The following is a 20,655-nucleotide window of genomic DNA, read 5'->3' as shown; positions in this document are numbered from 1 at the left end:
GGACGTCCTGAGGTGCTGGACCGGCATCTGCACCACCTGCCATCAACCCCTGCCCAGCAAGACACACACGACGGCAAGATCAAGACAGACCTAACGGAGTCCTACTAGAAACGTTCCTGACTTGCACGCTGCGGCGTTGACTGAGCATCAGCGTCAAAGCAAGCGCAGATCGCCCGTCTCAGGATGGTTCATCAAGGTCGGCGGCTCAACTGGACCAACGAGTGGTGGGCGCCAACATGCGCAAGGACGCGAACGTCCTGCCCGCCAACCAGGCAGCAAGGCTCCCCGGCCCGGGCCACCACTGCAGGGCTGCGGCTCACCGCGGCATCCGCTGACCCCGCCCCCACGTCATCCCACATCTCCCACGGTCGTGGGGGCGGTTCCATGCTTCCGCCGGGCCCCGGCGGAAGTACCGAAGAGAAAGGAGCACGAGATGGCAGAGAGCACGACACCGTCTCCGGCCCAGAGCGGCCTTCTCGTGGCGGTGGAGGAGCTGACCGCCGTCCACGACCGGTACGACAGCCTCCGGTCGGACAACTCCGGGAGTTCCGGCGATGCGCCGTGGCCGGGTGGTGACGGCAACCTGAGCGACATCGAGTAGTAAAGGCCGACGGGGGTCCGCGCGGTCCACCGTGCTGGGCCCCCACTGCGTCCGCATCACGTGATCGGACTCATGAGGAGGCAGCGATGGAACACCAATTGATCAGCGCCATGGAGAGGGCGCTCGGATGGAGCGGAGCGGAGGAGCTGGGCAAGAACTTCGCGCGTGGAAGCATGGGCGACCCCGCACTCGTTTCCCGCATCCTCACCCCGAACCGCCTGCTCGACATCGCGATGCGCAGGAGCCTGAACCGCCCTCAGTTCCGGTGCTTCCAGGCGGCCAAGGAAGTCCACCCGGCCATCTACTACACCGACAGCGTCAGCCCCCGCGGCCAGAGCATTCCCATGGTCAACATGCGAAGCCTTGGCCGGCTCCTGCAAGAAGGCGCGACGCTCATCCTCGATCAGGTCAACGTCCTTGACCCGAGGATGGAAGTCACGTGCAGGGCCTTGCAGTGGTGGTCCCATGAGCGTGTTCAGGTCAACGCCTACCTGACGACGAACGACGCCGCAGGCTTCCCCCTTCACTGGGACGATCACGATGTCCTGATCGTCCAGCTCGCGGGCAACAAGGAGTGGGAGGTGCGAGGTACCTCTCGCAAGGTCCCCATGTACCGGGACTCCGACCCCAACGAGACCCCGAGCGACGAAATCATCTGGTCCGGTGTCATGAAGACCGGTGATGTCATGCATATCCCGCGAGGTCACTGGCACCAGGCGACCCGGACAGGCAGCGGCTCGGGCAAGAGCCTTCACGTGACGTTCGGGATCACGAAGCGCACGGGAGCGAGCTGGCTCGCGTGGCTGGCCGACTGGTGCCGTGAGTACGAGATCTTCCGGTACGACCTGGACCGCCTGCGTGGAACCGGCAGCAAGGCCTTGGGCGAAGCCGCTGTCCGACTGGTCAGCGAGCACCCTCCAGTCGACTTCCTGGCCGCGCACGAGCAGGAGACGGCGCTTCCCCGGCACGTGCCGTACCTCGACATCCTCGGGCCGCTCGAAGCCGTGGTGTGCACCACCCACTTCCCTCCCCTGATCCAGGACAGGGGCGCAACCGTCGACATCGTGGCCTCGGGGAAGAAGCTCACCTTCGCGGCCAAGGCGCTGCCTGCGTTGCGGCTGCTTCTGAGCGGCAGGCCGGTCCAGCTGGACAAAGCAGCTGCAGTCGTCGGTGTCGAAGTGGCGGAGGTCGCCGAGATCCTGGTGAAGGAGGAGCTATGCGCGGCACTGACCCCCGAATTGTTCTCGGGCTACACCGGTCTCGTCACGAACGCCGTCTCCTGACCGTCGCGCTCGACCTCGGTGTCACCGCCCTCGACACCAGCACCAACTACCTCGGCTTCCGCTCGCATCAGGTCCTGGCGCAGGCAGCGAGGGACCTCCTGCCCAAGTTCTCGCTCTCCACCAAGGTGGGCTACTTCCCAGGGCCGGACAGTGCGGAACACTCTCTGAACCCTGTCCGGCTGCAAGCAGCCGTTGAACAGGCGATTCGGGACCTCGGGCGGGAGCCGGACCTGGTGTTTCTGCATAACCCGGAACACTCACTCCAAGGGGCCCCACCACAGAACCGAGACGTACTGGCCCAGGCATGCGCCGCCCTCGACGCTGCCGCAGCGCAGGGGCTGTGCGGCGCCTGGGGCGTCGCATCCTGGGAGCCGTCGCCGCTATCGAGCCTGATCGACACGACTGCGCCGAGGCCGTCCGTCCTCATGGTCCGCGCCGGCCTTCTCGTCGGGACAAGAACACTCGACGCCACGGACGGCCTCGCCAAGGCGTGGAGCCTGAGCGACAGCGCGGTGTGGGGGATGAGCCCCTTCGGAGGCAGCACTCGCGCCCCGGTATGGGAGAGGGTCGACCCCCGAGTCTTCCTCCGAAGCCGTAGTGGATTCTCCCGCGCACAGGCAGCCTTCCGAGCTGCCTATCACCTCCCGCACGTCAGCGCAGTCGCCGTGGGGACCGATGAACCCACCCACTTGGGCGAGTTGACGGACGCCCTGGCCGGCGAGGTCGACGAACGGGCGGTTCACGAGTACCGGTCCCTTCTGCGGGACCGGTTGCGTATTCAACCTGTCTGAAGCTCGGCGATCACCTGCTCAGCCATGCGGCGTGCGGGCTCCAGCCTGGGGTCCTCCGGGTGCGCATCGGGTCCGAGGATCTTCGAGCACACGAACAGCGTCATCAGCTTGCCGTCCCGGCTCTCGAAGTCGGATCGCCGCTCTTGCAGCACGCGATCAGCCAGCGCTGGGACGGCGAGGGAGCTCCCCCACAGCGAGGCGAAGTCGAGTCCCCGCGGCGCGTTCCCCCAGTCCTCCCAATCGAAGAGACTGAACGTCGGCGCGGTCATGTTGGCCCAGTTCAGATCCGCGTGGGCCGGCAGCCACCGCTCAACGGTCGTATCGAAGTCGCCCGGGAAGGCACTGCAGATGGACTCCGTAACGAGGGCCTGCGTGATCGTGATGGTGTCCGGCGTGGCAACCCTCCACGTGTCCTGAGTCGCCAGGCCGTCCATTGAAGCGTTGAACCCCTCCCACCACTCATCCGGCAGCTTCGGGTCCTCACTGAGCACAGCGGTTCCGACAGGTCTTCCGGGCAAGAGCTCGGTCTCGTCGGCCCGCCACATCACACGTTCATCAGCGTCCCGCCAGACCACACACCCCAGCCATGGAGGCTGAGCGATGCCCTCCAGCCTCGCCGCGCACTCGGTGCCGTTCCACCCCTGGAGCCCGATCTTGTCGAGTCCTCGCCTCTCGATGCGGACCCAGGTATCCCGGGCGGTGCGTGCTCCGATCGAGCGGCGCTTACGCACCACTGTGTCCGGATTCAGGCGGGTCTGAAACGAACGCTCTACGCGATCGAGAAGGTTGACAACCGGTTCTACGCGCAAATCGACGGCACGAGCCGTGGATACGGAGAGCGTCATAGGGGCGACCGTAGCAGCGAGTTCGGCGGTCGCCCGCATCTCATCCAACGGAGGGACGGCACCGGCCGCAGCGTCGCCGAGGCCCAGTTGCCCGACCTTTGATTCAGCCTGGCAGGTAAGGGAGAGAGACGGCATGACGAATGTAGTCCCCTGGCAACAGCGGCTGTCCACCGGCACCGAAGCCATCCAGGATGAGGTGATCGGCTGGTATCAGCAGACCCAGCAAGGCAAGGCGTACGTCCCCACCATGATCTGGGGCACGCTCCAGACCGAGGCGTACGCGACCGTGATTCTCCGCCAAGTCGTTGACTTCCTCGGTATTCCGGACGACGTGTCGGCGGGAGTGGCCAAGCGTATGGACCGCCAGCAGGTCCTCTACGACGGTAAGCACCATTATGACGTGATCCTCGGCGAACAAGCCCTGTACACGAACATCGGTGGGCCGGAGGTGATGCGCGGGCAGATGGAACGGCTACTGCGCGACATCGACCTCTCCTCACTCGCCCTGGGCATCCTCCCCGCCACCGCCGAGGTGGGCATTGTCCCGATGCCCGGCTTCAACACTTTTGGCGACGGTCGAGTCCACTACGAACTCGTCTCCACCGGCGTGGACATCACCGATCGGGATGAACTCCTTCTTCACGACAAGGCATTCAGCGCGCTGAGCAACGCCGCCGAATATGGAGACGCCGCCAAGGGCCTCGTTGCCAAAGCCCTGGGGTTCTGGAGTAACGGCTGACAGCCCGGTCTGTTCAAGCGGCGCCGGGCTGGTCGTTGGCCTTGAGGCGCCCGAGGCCCCTGGCCGCAGCCGCGCCATACCGAGACGAGAGATCACACGTTGGAGCTGTCGACTGAAATCAACGAGGAACGACGGGAGATGACGATGGGTGTGACGATCCGCGCCGCCGACAAGCGGGACACGGTGGCCCTGGCCGAACTGATCGAGGAAATTGAGCGGTTCTACGGGTCGACCGAGATCCAGCCCTTCGAGGAGCGTCGCTCACAGGTCGAAGAAGCTCTTTTCGGTTCACCACCCCTGGCATCCGCCCTCGTGGTCGAGGACGAGAGCGGTGACCTCGTCGGCCTCGCCGCCTACTCCTTCCTCTGGCCGGCGGCGGGCTCCTCCCATTCGCTCTTCCTCAAAGAGCTGTACGTTCGCGACACCCTCCGTCGGCAAGGTGTCGGTACCCAGCTCATGAACGAACTGCGCGCCCTGACCTCCGCCCGCCCCGGCTGCACCCGCGTCGAGTGGATGGCGGACAGCGACAACCCGGGCGCCCGGGCCTTCTACAAGGCGCTTGGCTTCGCGGAGTCCGACGGGAAGATCGTCTACCGGGTGAACGACGGATTCCTCGTCAAGATCATCCCCTGACCGGGTCAGGCAACACTCACTCGGCGGGCCCGGACCACACGGTTGCGATCCGGGCCCGTCGGCCTGTTACGCCCCAGGCCAGAACTGGGCAACGTAACGCTCCACCCCCTCCGCCGCTCCCTCCTCGGCCAACTCGGCAAGTGCTTCCCGTCCCGCACACACCGCTCGTACGGACCAGGTTCCCGGGCCATCCGACAGCGGAATCTCATCCAGCATCGGGCCGGCGGTCATCGACGTCGCCTGAAGCGTCCCTGACGAGCACAAGATGCTGGCCGTGGCGCTCTCTTCCCATATTCCAGAGGGAACGGGAGGCTCTGCGTCCCACACCTCAACGTCGAGAGAAGCGGTGTGGGTGTGGCCTGCACTCGTGAAGTCCAGACGCCCAGGGTGCGCAGCGAGAAACACACCATGCTGGAATCCCTCGGGAAACCGCACCGGCACCCGCCCGTCAGCCCAATCCTGCAGCGCAAAACCGCCGTGATCGACATGCACCGGGTACTCCCGACGGCTGACCAGCTCAGCCACATCTCCTCCTCATACGGTGCGCCAGAGCGTCACACCCAGCATGGCCGATCATGAGGTCAGCCGTACGGCGAGACCTGATCTCGCGCCGGCACAGCGGCATGTCACGGTCACCGCGGATCCCGGTACCTGACAGGCTCGCGCCGCCGACAAGGACCACCGGCCCCGTCGTCCTCGGTCACAGTCCCCCCGCCCGCGCTGTGAGGTCGGCGCAACCCAACTTCCCACGCGGTCTAACGGCTCGGAAACCGCCCGGCACCGCGGTCGGACTAGCTTCGTGACGTATGAGGGTGTGGAAGCCGTTACGGGCGCTGCTCGGCAGGCTGGGCGCAATCGGCGAAGTCCGCAAGGTCAGCTTGGACAAGGGCAGTTCGGGGCGCCGCCACCGTGGCCGAGCCGCTCCCGACCGTCGGCCGATGCCTGGCTGGCGCAGTATCAGGGGCCGTGTGGCGGTGGTCATCACGGTTCCGATCTGTCTGCTGCTGGCGGTGGCCGGTCTCGCCGTGGACGGCCGTGCCGAGGCCCTCGGCGACGCCCGGACGACTCGTGCCGAGGTCGGCCTCAGCCTGCGGGTCCAGGCCCTGGTGCACCAGCTGCAGCGCGAACGCGGCCTGACCAACGGGCTGTTGGGTGGTGAGAAGGCGTTCCGCCCGACGCTGGACGCCACGCGCAGGCGCGTGGACACGGCGCTGCGCGGAATGCGAAGCCGTGACAGCGCGGTCGAGGGAGTCATCCGGCGGCACTTGGGGCGCCTCACCGGTATCCGCGCCGCTGCCGACAGGGGAACCGCCGACAGATCTGCGACCCTCACCTTCTACACCACCGCCGTCGACGCCCTCAACGCCGTCGATCCGGTGGCAGAGACCGCGACGCGCGCCGACCACCAACTCAGCGACGGGCTCGCTGCGTTGAGAGAGCTGGCTGCGGCCAAGGAATCCGTCGCCCTCGAACGCGGACTCCTCAACGGGGTGTTCGCCGAGGGCGCCTTCCACGGCCGCGAGTACCTCACCTTCACCGAGGTGCGCGCCACGCGCGTCGCAGCCCTGGCCCGTTTCCGGCAGGTCGCCACCGCAACCCAGCGCGCGGCCTTGGAGCATGCCTTCGGAACCGAGGACGCCAAACGTGCCACCGCCTACGAGAATCAGGCGGACGGCGCCGCCGAAGGCTCCGCACTGCATGCCGACGCCGGCACCTGGTGGAACGCGATGACCGTACTCGTCGACGATCTGTACGCCGTCCAGCAGTCGGTCGGTGACGATGTGCGGGACCGGGCCGACCGGCTCAGCCACGACGCCGAGACGGGCCTCACCGCCTACCTCGTCGCGGGAACGCTCGTGGCCGCCCTCGTCGCGGCCCTCGCCGCCTTCGCCTCCCGCTCCCTCACTCGCCCGCTCGGCGCGCTTGCCGAGGCCGCCCACGACGTGGCGAGGCACCGGCTGCCCGCGACCGTCGCCCGTATCCAGCAGTCCCCACAGGAGGATGTGGAAGTCCTGCTGGCGGCGGACGGCCCGGACAACCCCGATGCGCGGCAGCTGGGCGGCACGGCCGAGATCGCCGAGGTCGCGGCTTCCCTGCACCAGGTGGAGAAGACCGCCCTCCACCTGGCCGCCCAGCAGGCCGGTCTGCGCCGCAACACCACCGAATCGCTCGCCAATCTCGGCCGCCGCAACCAGAACCTCGTGCGTCGTCAGCTCGGGCTCATCACCCGCCTGGAACGGCAGGAACTCGACCCGGACGCCCTCGCCGAGCTCTTCGAGCTCGACCACCTCGCCACCCGTATGCGGCGCAACGCCGAAAGCCTGCTGGTCCTGGCCGGGCAGAATCCGCCGCGGCCCACGGCGGCACCGGCCGGCGGCCTGGAGGTCGTCCAGGCCGCCGTCGCCGAGGTGGAGCAGTACCGGCGGGTGCTGATCGCGGCCGTGGAGCCGGTGCGGGTGCGCGGGCACGCCGTCGCCGATGTCGCCCACCTCCTTGCCGAACTCATCGAGAACGGGCTGACCTTCTCGCCACCGACCGAACCGGTCGAGGTGCACGGCTGGTACGACTCCGAGGACGACACGTACTGCTTCGCTGTCGTCGACCACGGCGTCGGCATGTCCGAAGCCGACAAGGAACGCGCCCACGGCCGCTTCTCGGGCTCCGGGGAGGAGGCCCTCCTCGGCGCGCCCACCCGGTTCCTCGGCCACCTCGTCGTCGGCCGGCTCGCGCACCGCCTCGGTGAAGGCACCCAAGTCCACCTCTTCGACACCGCCGGCGGCGGCCTGTCCGCACTCCTCGCCCTCCCCGGGCGTCTGCTCGCCCCCGCGGAGGACCCCTCCGCCTCACCCCTGCCCGCCCGGCCCGCTGTCTCCTCCCTGCTCAACGGGTTCAGAGCAGGTGTCGCTCGTGCCGAAGCCCGCACCACTCAAGGAGCGTCATCGTGACCACCGCCGTCCAGAGTTTCGGCTGGCTCATCTCGGAGTTCGTACGCACCGCCGACGGCGTCACCGACGCCGTCGCCGTCTCCTCCGACGGCCTGCTCATGGCCGCCTCGGACAGCCTCGGCCGAGATCGCGCCGACCACCTCGCCGCCGTCGTCTCCGGCATCACCAGCCTCGCCCAGAACGCGGCGACGGCACACGGCTTCCGCGGCATGAAACTCGTCATGATCGAGATGCTCGGGGGCTTCCTCATGGTCGGTCGCATCCGCGACGGGAGCTGCCTCGGTGTCCTGGCCGCCGAGGGATGCGACGTCGGCCTGGTCGGCCACGAAATGGCCGTCCTCGCCGACCGCGCAGGCGAACTGCTCACCCCGCAGCTGGTACGCGAACTCCACTCCGCGCCCGTGGCCGCGCGATAGTTGCGGCGCGCTCGTCAGCCCGCGCACGCAGTCAGCTCTTCGCCCGTTCCGCCGCACTCCGCTCCACACAGAACTCGTTTCCCTCGGGGTCATGCAGCGTCACCCAGCCCGTGCCGTCCGGCCTGCGGTGGTCGCCCTGGAGTGTGGCGCCCAGGGAGAGCAGGCGCTCGACTTCCTGGTCCCGGGTGTGGTCCTGGGGCTGGAGGTCCAAGTGCACTCGGTTCTTCACCGCCTTGGGATCGTCGACCCTGACAAAGAGCAACGTGGCTGTTGTGGTCGTCACCACGGCTTCCGGGTCTCCGGGGAAGTCGTCCTCGCCAAGTGAACCGTCCAGGGCCTGGGCCCAAAAGGTCGCCAGAGCGTAGGGATCGGCGGAGTCGATGGTGATGTGACGGATCATGGAAGCCATGGCGGTAAGCCGACCACGTATGTTCTCCGGCGTCCAGGGACGGTCGGCACCATTGACGAGTGCGGCTGGGATTGCCGTATGGAATCCGCCACCGAGGGGTGCGGGCCGGTCCTGGCCCGCACGCCGCACATCACGGAGTGAGTCGGTTCGGGCCGCGGAACAAGAACGTCGCCTCGCGGATCGAGTCCAGGCCCAGCAGCGCCATCAGCACTCGGCCGAGGCCCATGCCGAAGCCTCCGTGCGGAGGGCAGCCGTACCGGAACGTGTTCAAGTAGTCCTGCATCGGCTCGGGGCTCAGGCCCTTCTCGGTGGCTTGCCGAAGCAGTACGTCGTGGCGGTGTTCACGCTGTGCGCCCGTGGTGATCTCCAGGCCGTTCCACAGCAGGTCGAAGCTCAGAGTCACGTGCGCGTCGTTCGCCGGGCGCATGTGGTAGAAGGGGCGGACGGTGACCGGGTAGTGCGTGATGAACGCGAAGTCGTGGCCGGTGGTCTCCTTCACGAAGGCCGAAATGCTTCGCTCGCCCTCCGGGTCCAGGTCCCCCTTGGCGCCCACAACCTCCCTGTGCCGGCCGGACTTGTGCAGGATCTCGTGCGCCTCGGACATGGTCAGGCGGGGGAAGGGGGGCGTGGGGACCTTGACCTCGACGCCGAAGTGTTCGGTGATTGCCTCGCCGTGAGTGTCTGCGACCTTGGCAATCGCTTGGGCCAGCATCTGCTCCTCGAAGGTCATGACGTCCTCTACGCCGTCGATCCAGGCCAGTTCCACGTCGATACCCGTGAACTCGGTGGCGTGCCGGGACGTGAGGGACGGTTCGGCGCGGAAGACCGGGCCGATCTCGAAGACCTTGTCGATTCCGGCCGCGATCGCCATCTGCTTGTAGAACTGGGGTGACTGGGCCAGGTAGGCGCTGCGGTCGAAGTAGCCGAGTTCGAAGACCTCGGCCCCTGACTCCGAAGCCGTGCCCATGAGCTTGGGGGTGTGCATCTCCGTGGCGCCCTGCGCGTACGCGTACTCGCGCATCCCCTGTTCCAGGGTGGTCTGCACGGCGAACATCAGCTGGGCGGCAGGGTGGAGGCGCACGTCCAGGAAGCGCCAGTTCAGGCGCTGTTCCGAGCCGGTTTGCTTGTCGATCGGCAGCGGCGTGGCGGCCAGGTTCAGGGTCTCGGCCGTCTCAGGGATGATCTCCAGGCCGCCCAGTTTCACCTGGGGCGCGTCGATGACGCGGCCGGTGATCCTCACCGCGGACTCGGGGGTGAGGGCTTGGAGCCGGGCCTCCAGCGGCCCGCCGTCACGCCTGTGGGTGACCTGCACCATGCCGGTGTTGTCCCGCACGATGACGAACTGCAACATGCTCTGCAGGCGAAGCGCGTTCACCCACCCGCAGACGGTGACGGTACGGCCGATGTGTTCTCGAAGGTCGGAGAGGGGTACGCGGTTGTGGATCACTGGGTCCTCCGGAGGACATCTTCATGATCCCTTGGGAGTGCGGGCGAGAAGGGCGACTCGCGGTTCCACCGCACTTTCACCGCCACAGCGTGGCGGCCTCATGGGGCCCGGTGACGGGGGCCGGCCGGCGGGGCATGGGACCGCCGGGCGGCGGTCGTTCCTCCCCGCGCTCGGGAGGGTCTTCGCCTTGGGGCGCGAGGCCGCCTTCCCAGCTCCCGGCGGCTCTCTCGGCTCGCGTGATCCCTGGCTACTCGTCTCCGTCAACGCGTTACCCGGGAGAATACGGACTCGGCAGTTGCGTACGCAATCAAGTAATGACGGCCGGGGCACGGACGTGGTACGGACGCTCTCGCCCGCCCGCCCGGTCCGGCCCGCACGGTGGTGCTGCGAGCCGGACCGCCGTGGTGGCTGGTCAGGTCAGCCGATGGTTGCGATGCCGTCGGTGGTGACGGTGGGCCGGCCCGAGGTGCCGACGACCACGATCTTCAAGGTGTGCTTGGCAGAGCTGGACCAGGTCTTGGTCCAGATCGCCTGCCGGTACTGCGTGGTGGAGGACTTCAGGTCCACCGTTGTGACCTTGGTGCCGTCGACGTAGATGTATGCCTGACCGGAGGTGGAGGCCCGCGAGACGATCCAGGCGACCGAGCGTCCGGTGAAGGTCCAGCTGATCGAGGCCCCGGCGGACGAGGAACTGTAGGCGTAGCCGCCCAGGTAGCTGGTGCTGTACTTGTGGGTCCAGCTGCCGGTCCGGGTGGTGGAGGTCTCCTGGATGATGTTCGGCGTCCGGTAGACGGAGGAGCCTGCGGTGTTGCCGGCCACGTCATACGCCTTCAGGGCGAACAGGTCCGAGGTGCCGGGCTTGGCGGTGGTCGCCCAGGAGGTCACGGTCGGGCCGAAGGTGGCCGAGGACGGCGAGGTCGCCACGACCTTGGACAGCGCCGCGTTGTCGGCGGCCTTCCAGGTCACCGTGACCGGGACCGCCGTGGAGTTCACCGTGCCGGTGCGCACCTGCACGCCGGGAGCGGTCGGGAAGGTGGGCGCGGTGGTGTCGCCGACCAGGGTGACCCCGCTGGACAGCGTGGTCGACCCGCGGACGTGGGTGGCGCGCACCTGGACGGTGTGGCTGCCGGCGGCGACCGAGATCGAGGCGGAGCGGGCGGAGCCGGAGGCGTGCGCCACGGCCTTTCCGTCGACCAGGACGTCGAACCCGGAGATCACAGCCGACGGCGTTGCGGTCGTCCAGCTCACCGTGGCCGAGCCCTTGGTGTAGTACGTCGTCCCGGACTTGGCTGCGCCGCCGGACATGCCGGTGACGGAGACACTGCCGACCGGACCGGCCGCGTAGGAGCGCACCGTGGCCAGGGCGTTGTAGAGCTGGTTGCCGGGGCAGTCGGTGGCGAAGCCGTTGCGGTGTCCGGAGATCACGTTGAAGTCGTAGCTCGTGCCGAGGGTGAAGCCGGAGCTGTTGGAGGCCCCCTCGGTCAGCGATGCGGTGCCGGTGCCCGGGTCCACCCCGGTCATGCCGAACTTCCAGGCCGCGATCCGGGCGATCGAGCCCATCATGGCGGTGCTCGGCGCGGCTCCGGTGAAGGTGCTGGCCGTGGAGTCGCCGCCACTGAGGTCGGTGTAGGTACCGATGGCGGCCACGCCCATGCTGTTGGTGTTGAATCCGTACGTCTGGGCGCCCACGATCGGCAGCGCCATCCCGCCGAAGCGGCCCTCGAAGATGGTGCCGCACTTGTCGACCAGGAAGTTGTAGCCGAGGTCGCGCCAGCCCTGGCTGAGATGCGCGGCGTAAAGGCTGCGCACGATCGCCGGTGAGTCCGAGCAGGAGTAGTTGTTCGTGGTGTCCGTGTGGTGGACGAACATCACCTTCACCGACGATCCGTACAACGGGTAGCCGGTGTCCCGTGCGCACTCGTCCGCGCCCCAGCCGGCCCTGGTGACCACCGTCGGCGGTTCCACCGTCGAGGTGGTCGCGGCCGGCATCGGGTCCGGCGGGGTCTGCGACGCCGACGCGGAGGGGCTGGCCGAGGAGGTCGGGCAGGACGGGTACGCCTCGGACAGCGTCGGAAGCTGGCTGGGCCAGGGACTCGTGGACGCGCTCGGCGAGGTGGAGGCGGAGGTCCCGGTGGACGGCGAGCCGGAGTCCGTGGCCGTCGCGGTGTCCGTGGGCGATGTGGAGTCCGTCGCGGTCGGGGTGTCCGAAGCGCCGGTGCTTCCGGTGGCTGTCGCGGTGTCGGTCGGGACAACGCTGTCGGTCGCCGTGGGGGTGTCAGTGACGGCCGTGGTGTCGGTGGGCGTCACGTCCATGGCGTAGCCCGCCAGGCCCATGCCGGAGCCCTTTTTCCCACTGGTGGTGGCCTTGCCCGGATCGATCAGGTCGACCCGCAGCCCGGCGGGCAGCGCGGTCACCTTGCGTGCTCCGGTCGCGCGGACCTCGATTCCGTTCGACGGCCCCGCCCACATGGGCGACATCCCGCCGCGCACCCCGCGGTGGTTCAGCTCGGCAGGGTCGGGAATGTCGTCCGGCTGCCCCATCTTCAGCCACTGTGTCCACTGGCCGCTGACGGCGGAACGGGTCCGTACCTCCACCGTGCCGCGCAGCTGGGAGTGCGCACGGTTCCAGGTGACGCCCACCATGCTGAACGGATCCGTGGACCTGGCCCCGAGCGTCTTGAGTGATGCGCCGGCCCCGGTCAGGGGCAGAGAGTGCACATGCGTCTTGATCGGTGCCGGCGCGGCCGACGCTCCGGCGTCGCCACCCGGCCCGGCCATCGCGACGGCCGCCACGGCTACGCCGCCTCCTGCTACGACCGCCCCCAGCGCCACCCACGTGCGCGTTTTCAGCCCAGTTCGACGCGCGCGCCGGCCCCTGTGTTCAGTTCTCATGTCCCACCCTGAGTCATCCCCCTGTTACGGGTACTGCAGCTTGGGCACAGCTGTCAGACGAGTGCCCCGAAGCATCCAGCGCAGCAGAGTGCTCAAACGTCACAGGTCTGGTTCCGGGGCAGGGCGGTCAGTTGTCCAGTTCAGCCTGCATTTGACAGAAGGCCGTGTCTGCGGGGGCTGCGGTTCGGGGTGGGTGGACGGCCGACCCTTTCATGACTGGTTGGGGGCCGCACGCGACGTGGCCATGGCATCTTGGGAGAGTGACTCTCGATGAAGAGGCCCGGTGGCTGGCGACTCAGCGTCCATCGAGAGTGCGTGACGTGCAGGCCGGTCGTCTGGCCTGGACCGAGGTCGATCTGATCGACATCGAGGACGGGTCCGCGCGCCCGTTGCGGGATGCGCTCGAAGTGTTCGGTGTCCGGGTGAACTACCTGCGTATCGGCCAGCCTCGCCACCTGGTGGCGGCGCTGGACGGGAACCGGCCGATCGCGCCGTATGTGATCGTGTGCTGTCACGGGGACGAAGGGCGCATCCTCATTCCGGAGCTTGCCGAGGAACTGGCCCGATTCCAGCCGTTCAACGGCGCCCTGGGCCCCGACCGGATACGCCAGTACTTCCGTTTGCCGGGCAGTGTCGTCGTCGCCACCGGCTGCGACACCGGGGATCCCGCGCTGGCCGATGCCTTCCTCGATGCCGGCGCCCGGGTCTATATCGCCCCGCGTGAGGCGCCGTTCGGCTACGCGAGTGTGTTCGCCCCGTTGTTCCTCTTCTATGAACTCACCGAGCGGCGCACCCTCGAAGAGGCGGTCGAACGCCTGCGCGCGCATGACGGCGAACTCGCCATGTGGCAGCTGTACCAACGGTGAGGGCCAACACCGTGACCTGCGGGTTAGGGTCATAGTTGATCAGCGCTGACGAAGAGGGGGTTCGTACATGAGCGGGATTGTGACGGCGGTCAGTAGTAACGACGTGTACTCGTTCACCAAGCCGAACCGCGAGAGCATCACCTTGCTCGCCGGGCTGGGTGTCGAGGGGGACGTTCACGCAGGTGTGACGGTCAAGCACCGCTCGCGCGTCGCGAAGGACCCCACACAGCCCAACCTGCGTCAGGTTCACCTCATGCATGAAGAACTCTTCGACGAGGTCGGTGCAGCGGGGTTCCAGGTGGCGCCCGGGCAGCTCGGGGAGAACATCACCACCCGCGGCATTGATCTGCTCGGTCTGCCCGTGGGTGCCTTGCTGCGCATCGGTGGCGAAGCCGTCGTCGAGGTGACCGGGCTGCGCAATCCCTGTCTGCAGATCGACAACTTCCGGAGCGGGCTGCTGAAGCAGGTCGTCGGGCGGGACGACGACGGCAACGTCGTGCGCAAGGCCGGGATCATGAGCATCGTGAAGGAGGGCGGCGTGGTGCGGTCCGGCGACACGATCAAGGTGGAGCTTCCGGACGAGCCGCATCGGTCGCTGGACTGGGTCTGAGCTCCGGCTCGGCGTCCTTGGACGGCTCCAAGGACGCCTCCGTCCCGGATCTCAGTTGTGCCGGGGCAGGGAGGCGATGACGCGTTCCAGTTCTTCGCGGGTCAGCGGTCGTCCTTGCAGCGCAAGGGTCCACTGCCAGTCGGCGTCCTGCCAGTGGTGGACGTACGTCTCGGGATCCGAGACCCAGCCCGGCTGGTACAGCGGAGTGTTCGGCGGCTGGCGGATGAGCATGGCCATGCTCGGGCCGTCGCCTTGTTCAGGATTGCAGCCGAGGTCGAGGGCGAGCAGCCCCGTGGTGAGGTCGGCGTCGATGAGCGAGGGCTCTGCGTCGTCGAGACCGCCGGGCCAGTAGGCCGGGAGGAGCCGCGGCAGCTCGCGGTAGTGGGCGGCGGCCTGCTCGAACCTCTCCTGCTGGCTCTTCTCCGCTGCCGCCAGGGCCTCGTTCCACTCGAACAAACTGTTCGGCAGTTCGGCCGGGAACTCCAGCCCGGTCAGCTCCTCCCGGTAGCCCACGGCCTCCACCTCGGCCGCCAGCAGGATGCCGGCCGTCGTATCGACGGTCACCCGCAACGGATGGTGGAGAGAAGGGGTGCGCAGGACGACCGCCCAGGCGTCCCGGCCGTCGTGGCGGACCGCCTCGGGGCTGTTCACCGCCGTCGCCTCGGCCAGAGCGGGGCTGTGGACACAGGTGATGAGCCGCTCCGGTGAAGGATCGAGATCCCATGGAAACTCCGGGCCGAAGGCAAGCCCGGCGGGATAGCCCTCCGCGCCGGGTCCGGAGCCCGCTTCCGGCTCGGGAGAGGTGTCGGCAGAAGTGAACGAGACATCTCCGTGGCCGTAGTCGAAGAACCAGTCACCGGAAGGCCGGTAGGCGAAACGGACGGTCATCCGCACGGGGCTGGCCGGCGGCCAGCCCCGTCCGTCGTCGCGGCGCGGCTGGACCGAGGTATGGAGGCCGACCACCGCCGGTTTGGGAGTGCGGTCGAGCGATTCCAGCAGCTCTGTCCAGCTCACCATCGGTGCACCGCTGCCTTTCGGTTCAGGTCAACCGCCGTCGCCAGTACTGTGGCACATCTTCGTGGTCGTCCTGGTGACGCAGACGTCCCATCCGCGGAACTTCTCACCTCGTTTCCCGTCGTCACCGATGGCCCACGAACCGTCGTTGAACTCGACCATCAGGTTGATCATCGGAAACTTGGTGACCACGTTCGTGTTGCCGAAGTCACGGACGATCTGCTGCTCGTTGACGGCAACGCCGGACGAGGAGCCCTGAGCTCCGTCGCGCCGCCAGCTTGAACAGGTCTTGTCCGTGGCTCCGCTGATATTGACGCCGCACTGGTAGTAGTACTCCATGCTGAAGTGCGACGGACCGGACCAGTGGCTGCCGTAGAAGGTCAGCTCCCACTTTCTCGACGTACGTCCCCGTGCGTACTCCTTGAGGGCGAGCTTGATCTGCTGGACGGGATGGCAGCCGTCGGAGTCACAGCGTGCCTCGATGGCCCACACATCGGCCGACTTGTAGATGTAGTCGGTGACGAGCCTGCCCTTGCGGAGCTTGTATCCCCTGGGCGTGTCCGTCTGCGGTGACGCGCCGCCGCGTCCCGCCAACTGGGCCCGGGCGGAGGCCGGAAGGCCGGACACCGCGGTGGACTTGCCCGTGGGCAGTGGCTTGTCGGAGAAGTAGCCGACCGTCCTGGTCGTCGGGGCCGAAGGCTGTGCGGCGCCGGCTTGCGCCGGGGTGGCCAACGCGATCGCGGAGACCGTGGCCAGCGCGACGGCCGTTCCGGTACTGCGGACATGACTGGATGACACTTCAACACCCCCGTGTTGTGATGACCAGTCGCCACAAGCGCACACGGAAGCGGCCCTTGACCGCAGAGTTCCGCGTGGCATGGAGCATCTGACGCACTCTCATCCTGGAACAACTGATGCCTGGAGTCACCCGGTTTACCCGTGCAAGGCGTGACGGGCCGGCCTTTCCGCCCGTTGCGCGCCGGCCATGATGCGCGCCTGCTTCCTGGGCCACCACGTCAGCTCCGCCAGACAGAGCGCGACCAGCAGCCACGACGCCCACGCCTCCCCGGTTGATCCCCTGAAGGTGTCGTACAGCGCCAGAGCCACAGCGAGGACCGTGACGAGCAGGATCACCCACGGGATCAGACGGTCTCGTTCCGCGGCTCTGCGCAGGCCGGTGCTGTAGTCGATGACCGCGGGCGCCAGCCGGGCGTCGTCGATGCCTTCGCCGCGGCGGGTGGCGCGCACCACCGCTGCCCGGTCGGCCGGGGTCAGGTCCTTGGCTCCGGGCCAGGCTCTGCTCATCCGGCGGGCCGTCCTGATTCCGTAGAAGGGGGTCAGGACGAGGAGCACGACGGCCGCGGCCGCCCACGATCCCGACTCGACCAGCACCAGGGAGCCGAAGAAGATGCCGACCGGCAGACCGACGCTCACCGACCTCCGGACCGGTCCTCCTCGCCACACCCAGCCCGGGACCCCGACCACGGGTTCATGGTGGCGATCGGTGGTGCCCGGAGCAATCACCGGACCGGCGAGTTGGACGGCCGGCTCAGCCTGCTTCCGCCAGTCGGTGTTCGAGGCTGGTGCGGGTCGCGGCCGCTCGTGGATCGTCGTAGTCGACGAGGAGGCTCAGCGCCTTGGTCCAGTACCGACGCGCCGCCTCGGGGTCCTCGTCGAGCAGGGCCGTGCCCAGGCCGTCGAGGGACAGGGCCTCGTGCCAGGCGTCGCCGAGGTCACGGTGGGTGGCGGCGGCCTGACGGTGGAAGTCGGCTGCCTCGGTGTGGCGGTCGAGTCGACGGTACGCCTCCCCCGTACGGTGCCAGGCGAGAGCCTGTTTGTTGCGGTCTCCGAGGCGTTGTTGGAGCGTGGCGGAGCGCTGGTAGGAGCTCAGCGCGTCGCCCGGACGGCCTGCTGCCTGCTGGGCGTCGCCAAGGGTGAGCAGCCAGTAGGCCTCCAGGCGGAGGTTGCGGAGGCCCAGGGCGATGTCGACTGCGGTCTGAGCGGACGTCAGGGACCCGGCGATATCGCCCTGTTCGCGCTGGAGGCAGCTCAGGATGTGGAGGATGTTGCCCTCGCCCCGCTTGTCGTTCAGGGCGCGGTGTGCCGCCAGGGCCCGCTCGATGGCCGCCGCGGCTTGGGGAAGGCCGCCTGCTCGGTAGTAGGCGGTGGCGAGGTTGGACAGCGCGGTGGCGGCCCACTGGGCCGAGCCCTCTTCCTCGAAGACGGCGATGGCCTGATCGAAGCAGTGGGCGGCGGCGCCGAGACTCCTGCGGTGGAGGTGGTGCAGCCCGATCAGGTTGAGCGAGTGGGCCTCGTTGAGGCGGTCACCCAGTTCGACCCAGATCTCCAGTGCGCTCCGGTGGCATGCGAGGCTCTCCGCGAGGCGGTTGACGCGTGCGTAGGCCATCCCCAGGTCCGTGAACAGCAGGCCCTCGGCGGCGCGATCACCTGACCGGCCTGCCGCTTCCAGGCCGATACGGCCCACGCCGAGCCAGTCGGCGCCCGCCGCGGAGGGGAACTGTGCATGGAACAGTACGGCGCACAGCTGCCAGGCGAGCCGGTCGTCCCCGGCGGCGGCGGCCGCTGTGCGGACCGCCTGCAGAAGGTTGGTGTGTTCGCGCTCGGCCCAGTCCACAGCGGCGTCGTAGTCGGCGAAGGACAGGGGGCGTACGCCGTCGGGCGGCGGGGCGAGGTCCAGTCGGTCCTCGGCCGGGCTGATCCAGCTCTGGGCGGCGTCAGCGGTGACGAGATACCACTCCAGGACGCGGCGCAGCGCGGCCCTCCGTTCCTCCGGTGGCTCCTCGTGCTGTGCCTGGTCGATGGAGTAGGCGCGCAGCAGATCGTGGAACTGGTAGCGGTCCGGGGCGGTCTGCTCCAGCAGGTGGGCGCCGACCAGGGAGTCCAGCAGCTGGCGGGCCCGGCTCGTGGTCGCTCCGGTGAGGGCCGCGGCGGCCTCCAGGCCGAACTCGGGGCCGGGATGCAGGCCGAGCAGCCGGAAGAGCCGGGCGGCCTGGTCGGGCAGGGCGCGGTAGGACCAGGCGAAGACGGTGCGGACGGCTTCGGCCTCTTCGTCGTCGCCGGTGCTCAGGGCGTCCCACAGGGCGGATTCGTCCCGTAGATCGGCCGTCAGATCGTCCAGCCGCATATGGGGGTGGCTGGCCGCCCGTTCGGCGGCGATGCGCAGGGCCAGCGGCAGCCGCGCGCACAGCTGGGCCAGTTCGGCGAGTTGCTGTTCGTCGTCCTCGGGCCGGTACCCGGCGGTCACCGCCCGCAGCAGGGCGATGGCCTCGCGCTCGGGCAGCGTTCCCAGGGTGATGCGCCGTGCCCCGTCCCGGACGGCGAGGCCGGACAACCGGCTGCGACTGGTGACGACGACCAGGCTGCTCGCGCTTCCGGGCAACAACGGGCGGACCTGTCCCACGGTGGCCGCGTTGTCGAGGACGACCAGGACCCTGCGGTCGGCCAGCAGGGAACGGTAGAGCGCCGCAGCGGCGTCGAGGTCCTGCGGTACGGACTGTGCGCCCACCCCCAGTGAGGTCAGAAAGCGGTGCAGGGCCTCCCGGGCGGTGACCGGCTGCCCGGGGTCGTAACCGCGCAGATTGACGTAGAGCTGACCGTCCGGAAAGCGGTCGCGGACCTGGTGGGCCCAGCGCAGCGCGAGCGAGGTCTTGCCGGCCCCGGCGGTGCCGGCGATCACGTACACCGACACGACGAGCGGTTCGTCGCCCTCTGAGGCCAATACCGCGTTCAGCTGGTCGAGCTCGTCGGTGCGGTTGACGAAGTCGCGTACGTTGGCGGGCAGTTGCCGGGGCGTGGGGTGTGCGGAGCCGCTGCCGCGGTTCGGCCTCTCCCCTTCGTGCAATGTGTGAAAGTGGATGCCTCCGGCGATGTCCCTGGCCTGTACGACGTCATGGGAGGACGACCCCGACAGTTCAGAGTGCGTGCTGCCGGGGCGCTTGTCGTCAGAGCTGGACTCAGTGATCGCTTACTCCGTCCTGGTGTGCTGTACGGCTGCTTCGACCGCTGCGGCGCCGGGGAGGCCGGGGCCGACTAGAGCGGCGGCTGGGGCGGTGGGAGGTGGGCCACCTCGCGCTCGAAGTAGGTCCTTACGTCTTCCCCCGCCTCGTAGAGCGTTCTGATGTAGTTCGCCCAGCCGCTGACCAGATCGTGGCCGGTGTAGCGGACCGCGCCGGCTGCGGCTCCCGTCTCGGTGTAGAGGATCTGGTAGAGGACCTGGAAGAGGGTGCTTCGGCCGAGGACGACGATTTCCGGCAGCGGGCACTCGCGCTCCGCCGAAGCCACTTGTTCGGCGGTGACGACACGGATCCGTTCTCCGTATTCGGCGCGCTGGCGATGCGAGTAGAGCTCCCAGTGCACATACGGTGTCAGCGGCTTCTCGATCACCCGCACGCGGTGGAAGCGGTGCTCCTTGCGTTCGTCCTCCTGGGCGGCGGCACGCAGCGCGTCGCGCCGCTCCCCGAGGAGCCGCAGAGCCTTCTCCCACTCTCCTCGGCGCAGCGCGTCCCGGCTGGGGCTGCCCTGCTCCTCGAAGTGCTGCCGGCGCTCCAGCTTCCAGGAGTCGGCATGACGAAGCACCGCGTCACGCACGCGGAAGTCCCGCCGGTAGGCGTCGCGGGGGAGCCGTTCGCCCCGTTCGGGTACGAGAATCGGGGGGAGTAGGTCAAGCATCGGGGATGTCTGCCTTCGCCGAGCTGAGCATGACTCCGGGGATGACCACCAGGCGTTCGTCCGGGGCGAGGGCCACTCCGTCCGGGAGGCGGGAGCGGTAGGCGGCCGTGAGATCCCTGCCGATGACGGCGATATCACCGTTGTCGAGCTGCCAAATGTCCGGGCATTCATCGCGGTTGTCCGAATTACCCAGCTCTTTGGCCGACTTCCCCAGCCGTCGTTTGAATAACGCGGACGGGTCGGCCTCCCAGGCGCGGGTCATCTCCGCCTCCACTCGACTTGGTTGCACTTTCGATCACTACAGATTGTATCCGTATCGATACACAGAACAACCGGGCATGGGGACGGCGCAGGCTGGATCCGGCCGTCGGCCCCTCATGGGTGGATCCCGGAGGCGGGGGGGGCCGCGGCCGGGCCCCCCCCCCCGGGTGCGGGCGACCGGCGAGGACATCGGGGGGCGGGCGACCGGGGAGGG

At 68.4% G+C, this 20,655-nt stretch carries 20 protein-coding genes; 9 read left to right on the top strand and 11 right to left on the bottom strand.

The features are described 5' to 3' along the window. Window positions 1-433: 433 nt before the first annotated feature. The 3 genes from ABT186_RS42110 (at window position 434) to ABT186_RS42100 (ending at window position 2,675) form a co-directional block, all read left to right on the top strand. Window positions 434-601: a hypothetical protein gene (locus ABT186_RS42110; RefSeq protein ID WP_351237074.1), complete on the top strand. Its 168-nt coding sequence runs from the start codon at window positions 434-436 to the stop codon at window positions 599-601. Window positions 602-687: 86 nt separating this feature from the next. Further along, on the top strand, window positions 688-1,884 hold the full coding sequence (locus ABT186_RS42105) for a JmjC domain-containing protein (protein ID WP_351237073.1): 1,197 nt from the start codon (window positions 688-690) through the stop codon (window positions 1,882-1,884). Further along, a complete protein-coding gene (locus ABT186_RS42100) occupies window positions 1,818-2,675 on the top strand; it encodes an aldo/keto reductase (RefSeq protein ID WP_351929621.1) in 858 nt (285 codons plus the stop codon). Before ABT186_RS42105 ends, ABT186_RS42100 begins: the two co-directional genes overlap by 67 nt. Here ABT186_RS42100 and ABT186_RS42095 read toward each other — a convergent pair. Continuing rightward, the gene (locus tag ABT186_RS42095; protein ID WP_351237069.1) at window positions 2,663-3,520 is read right to left on the bottom strand and encodes a hypothetical protein; all 858 of its coding nucleotides are present in this window, start codon (window positions 3,518-3,520) and stop codon (window positions 2,663-2,665) included. The genes ABT186_RS42100 and ABT186_RS42095 overlap by 13 nt on opposite strands. A gap of 133 nt (window positions 3,521-3,653) precedes the next feature. On the opposite strand from ABT186_RS42095, the gene ABT186_RS42090 reads away from it, so the two are divergent. Beyond that, window positions 3,654-4,259: a DUF5753 domain-containing protein gene (locus ABT186_RS42090; RefSeq protein ID WP_351237067.1), complete on the top strand. Its 606-nt coding sequence runs from the start codon at window positions 3,654-3,656 to the stop codon at window positions 4,257-4,259. Window positions 4,260-4,403: 144 nt separating this feature from the next. Continuing rightward, window positions 4,404-4,892, top strand: coding sequence for a cyclophane-containing RiPP N-acetyltransferase HaaN (gene haaN, locus ABT186_RS42085; protein ID WP_351237065.1), 489 nt, complete (start codon window positions 4,404-4,406; stop codon window positions 4,890-4,892). Between the two features lie 66 nt (window positions 4,893-4,958). Here haaN and ABT186_RS42080 read toward each other — a convergent pair whose 3' ends face one another. Continuing rightward, window positions 4,959-5,417 carry a hypothetical protein gene (locus ABT186_RS42080; protein ID WP_351929619.1) on the bottom strand — a complete coding sequence of 153 codons (459 nt, stop codon included), beginning with the start codon at window positions 5,415-5,417 and terminating at the stop codon, window positions 4,959-4,961. A 413-nt stretch (window positions 5,418-5,830) separates the two neighbouring features. On the opposite strand from ABT186_RS42080, the gene ABT186_RS42075 reads away from it, so the two are divergent. Both ABT186_RS42075 and ABT186_RS42070 read left to right on the top strand, forming a co-directional pair. Next, window positions 5,831-7,837 carry a sensor histidine kinase gene (locus ABT186_RS42075; RefSeq protein WP_351929617.1) on the top strand — a complete coding sequence of 669 codons (2,007 nt, stop codon included), beginning with the start codon at window positions 5,831-5,833 and terminating at the stop codon, window positions 7,835-7,837. Beyond that, window positions 7,834-8,253 (top strand): roadblock/LC7 domain-containing protein, encoded by a 420-nt coding sequence (locus tag ABT186_RS42070; RefSeq protein ID WP_351234151.1) that lies wholly within the window; start codon window positions 7,834-7,836, stop codon window positions 8,251-8,253. Before ABT186_RS42075 ends, ABT186_RS42070 begins: the two co-directional genes overlap by 4 nt. A 31-nt stretch (window positions 8,254-8,284) precedes the next feature. Here the strand turns inward: ABT186_RS42070 and ABT186_RS42065 are convergent, their stop codons facing one another. From ABT186_RS42065 to ABT186_RS42055, 3 genes are all read right to left on the bottom strand, one after another. Further along, the gene (locus ABT186_RS42065) at window positions 8,285-8,662 is read right to left on the bottom strand and encodes a VOC family protein (RefSeq protein WP_351929615.1); all 378 of its coding nucleotides are present in this window, start codon (window positions 8,660-8,662) and stop codon (window positions 8,285-8,287) included. Window positions 8,663-8,792: 130 nt separating this feature from the next. Further along, window positions 8,793-10,109 carry an aspartate--tRNA(Asn) ligase gene (gene aspS / locus ABT186_RS42060; RefSeq protein WP_351929613.1) on the bottom strand — a complete coding sequence of 439 codons (1,317 nt, stop codon included), beginning with the start codon at window positions 10,107-10,109 and terminating at the stop codon, window positions 8,793-8,795. Between the two features lie 417 nt (window positions 10,110-10,526). Then, the gene (locus ABT186_RS42055; protein ID WP_351929611.1) at window positions 10,527-12,902 is read right to left on the bottom strand and encodes an N-acetylmuramoyl-L-alanine amidase; all 2,376 of its coding nucleotides are present in this window, start codon (window positions 12,900-12,902) and stop codon (window positions 10,527-10,529) included. 410 nt (window positions 12,903-13,312) lie between these two features. Between ABT186_RS42055 and ABT186_RS42050 the strand changes: the two genes are divergently transcribed. Both ABT186_RS42050 and ABT186_RS42045 read left to right on the top strand, forming a co-directional pair. Beyond that, window positions 13,313-13,867, top strand: coding sequence for a hypothetical protein (locus tag ABT186_RS42050; RefSeq protein WP_351929609.1), 555 nt, complete (start codon window positions 13,313-13,315; stop codon window positions 13,865-13,867). 67 nt (window positions 13,868-13,934) lie between these two features. Beyond that, on the top strand, window positions 13,935-14,477 hold the full coding sequence (locus tag ABT186_RS42045) for an MOSC domain-containing protein (RefSeq protein WP_351234161.1): 543 nt from the start codon (window positions 13,935-13,937) through the stop codon (window positions 14,475-14,477). 51 nt (window positions 14,478-14,528) lie between these two features. Here ABT186_RS42045 and ABT186_RS42040 read toward each other — a convergent pair whose 3' ends face one another. From ABT186_RS42040 to ABT186_RS42015, 6 genes are all read right to left on the bottom strand, one after another. Then, window positions 14,529-15,494, bottom strand: coding sequence for a hypothetical protein (locus ABT186_RS42040; protein ID WP_351929607.1), 966 nt, complete (start codon window positions 15,492-15,494; stop codon window positions 14,529-14,531). Window positions 15,495-15,521: 27 nt separating this feature from the next. Then, window positions 15,522-16,289, bottom strand: a complete 768-nt coding sequence (locus ABT186_RS42035) for a hypothetical protein (protein WP_351929605.1) — start codon at window positions 16,287-16,289, stop codon at window positions 15,522-15,524. A 135-nt stretch (window positions 16,290-16,424) separates the two neighbouring features. Beyond that, the gene (locus ABT186_RS42030; protein ID WP_351929603.1) at window positions 16,425-16,925 is read right to left on the bottom strand and encodes a hypothetical protein; all 501 of its coding nucleotides are present in this window, start codon (window positions 16,923-16,925) and stop codon (window positions 16,425-16,427) included. 115 nt (window positions 16,926-17,040) lie between these two features. Then, window positions 17,041-18,960: a tetratricopeptide repeat protein gene (locus ABT186_RS42025; RefSeq protein ID WP_502973494.1), complete on the bottom strand. Its 1,920-nt coding sequence runs from the start codon at window positions 18,958-18,960 to the stop codon at window positions 17,041-17,043. Window positions 18,961-19,541: 581 nt separating this feature from the next. Next, window positions 19,542-20,180 (bottom strand): DUF6879 family protein, encoded by a 639-nt coding sequence (locus ABT186_RS42020; protein WP_351234170.1) that lies wholly within the window; start codon window positions 20,178-20,180, stop codon window positions 19,542-19,544. After that, window positions 20,173-20,442 carry a hypothetical protein gene (locus ABT186_RS42015; protein WP_351234172.1) on the bottom strand — a complete coding sequence of 90 codons (270 nt, stop codon included), beginning with the start codon at window positions 20,440-20,442 and terminating at the stop codon, window positions 20,173-20,175. Before ABT186_RS42015 ends, ABT186_RS42020 begins: the two co-directional genes overlap by 8 nt. Window positions 20,443-20,655: the final 213 nt, after the last annotated feature.

The sequence above is a fragment of the Streptomyces sp. NPDC001634 genome, assembly GCF_040298185.1.
In the GTDB taxonomy this organism is placed as follows: Bacteria; Actinomycetota; Actinomycetes; order Streptomycetales; family Streptomycetaceae; genus Streptomyces.
Note: the sequence above shows the minus strand (reverse complement) of the source record. Positions and strands in the feature narration are given on the sequence as shown.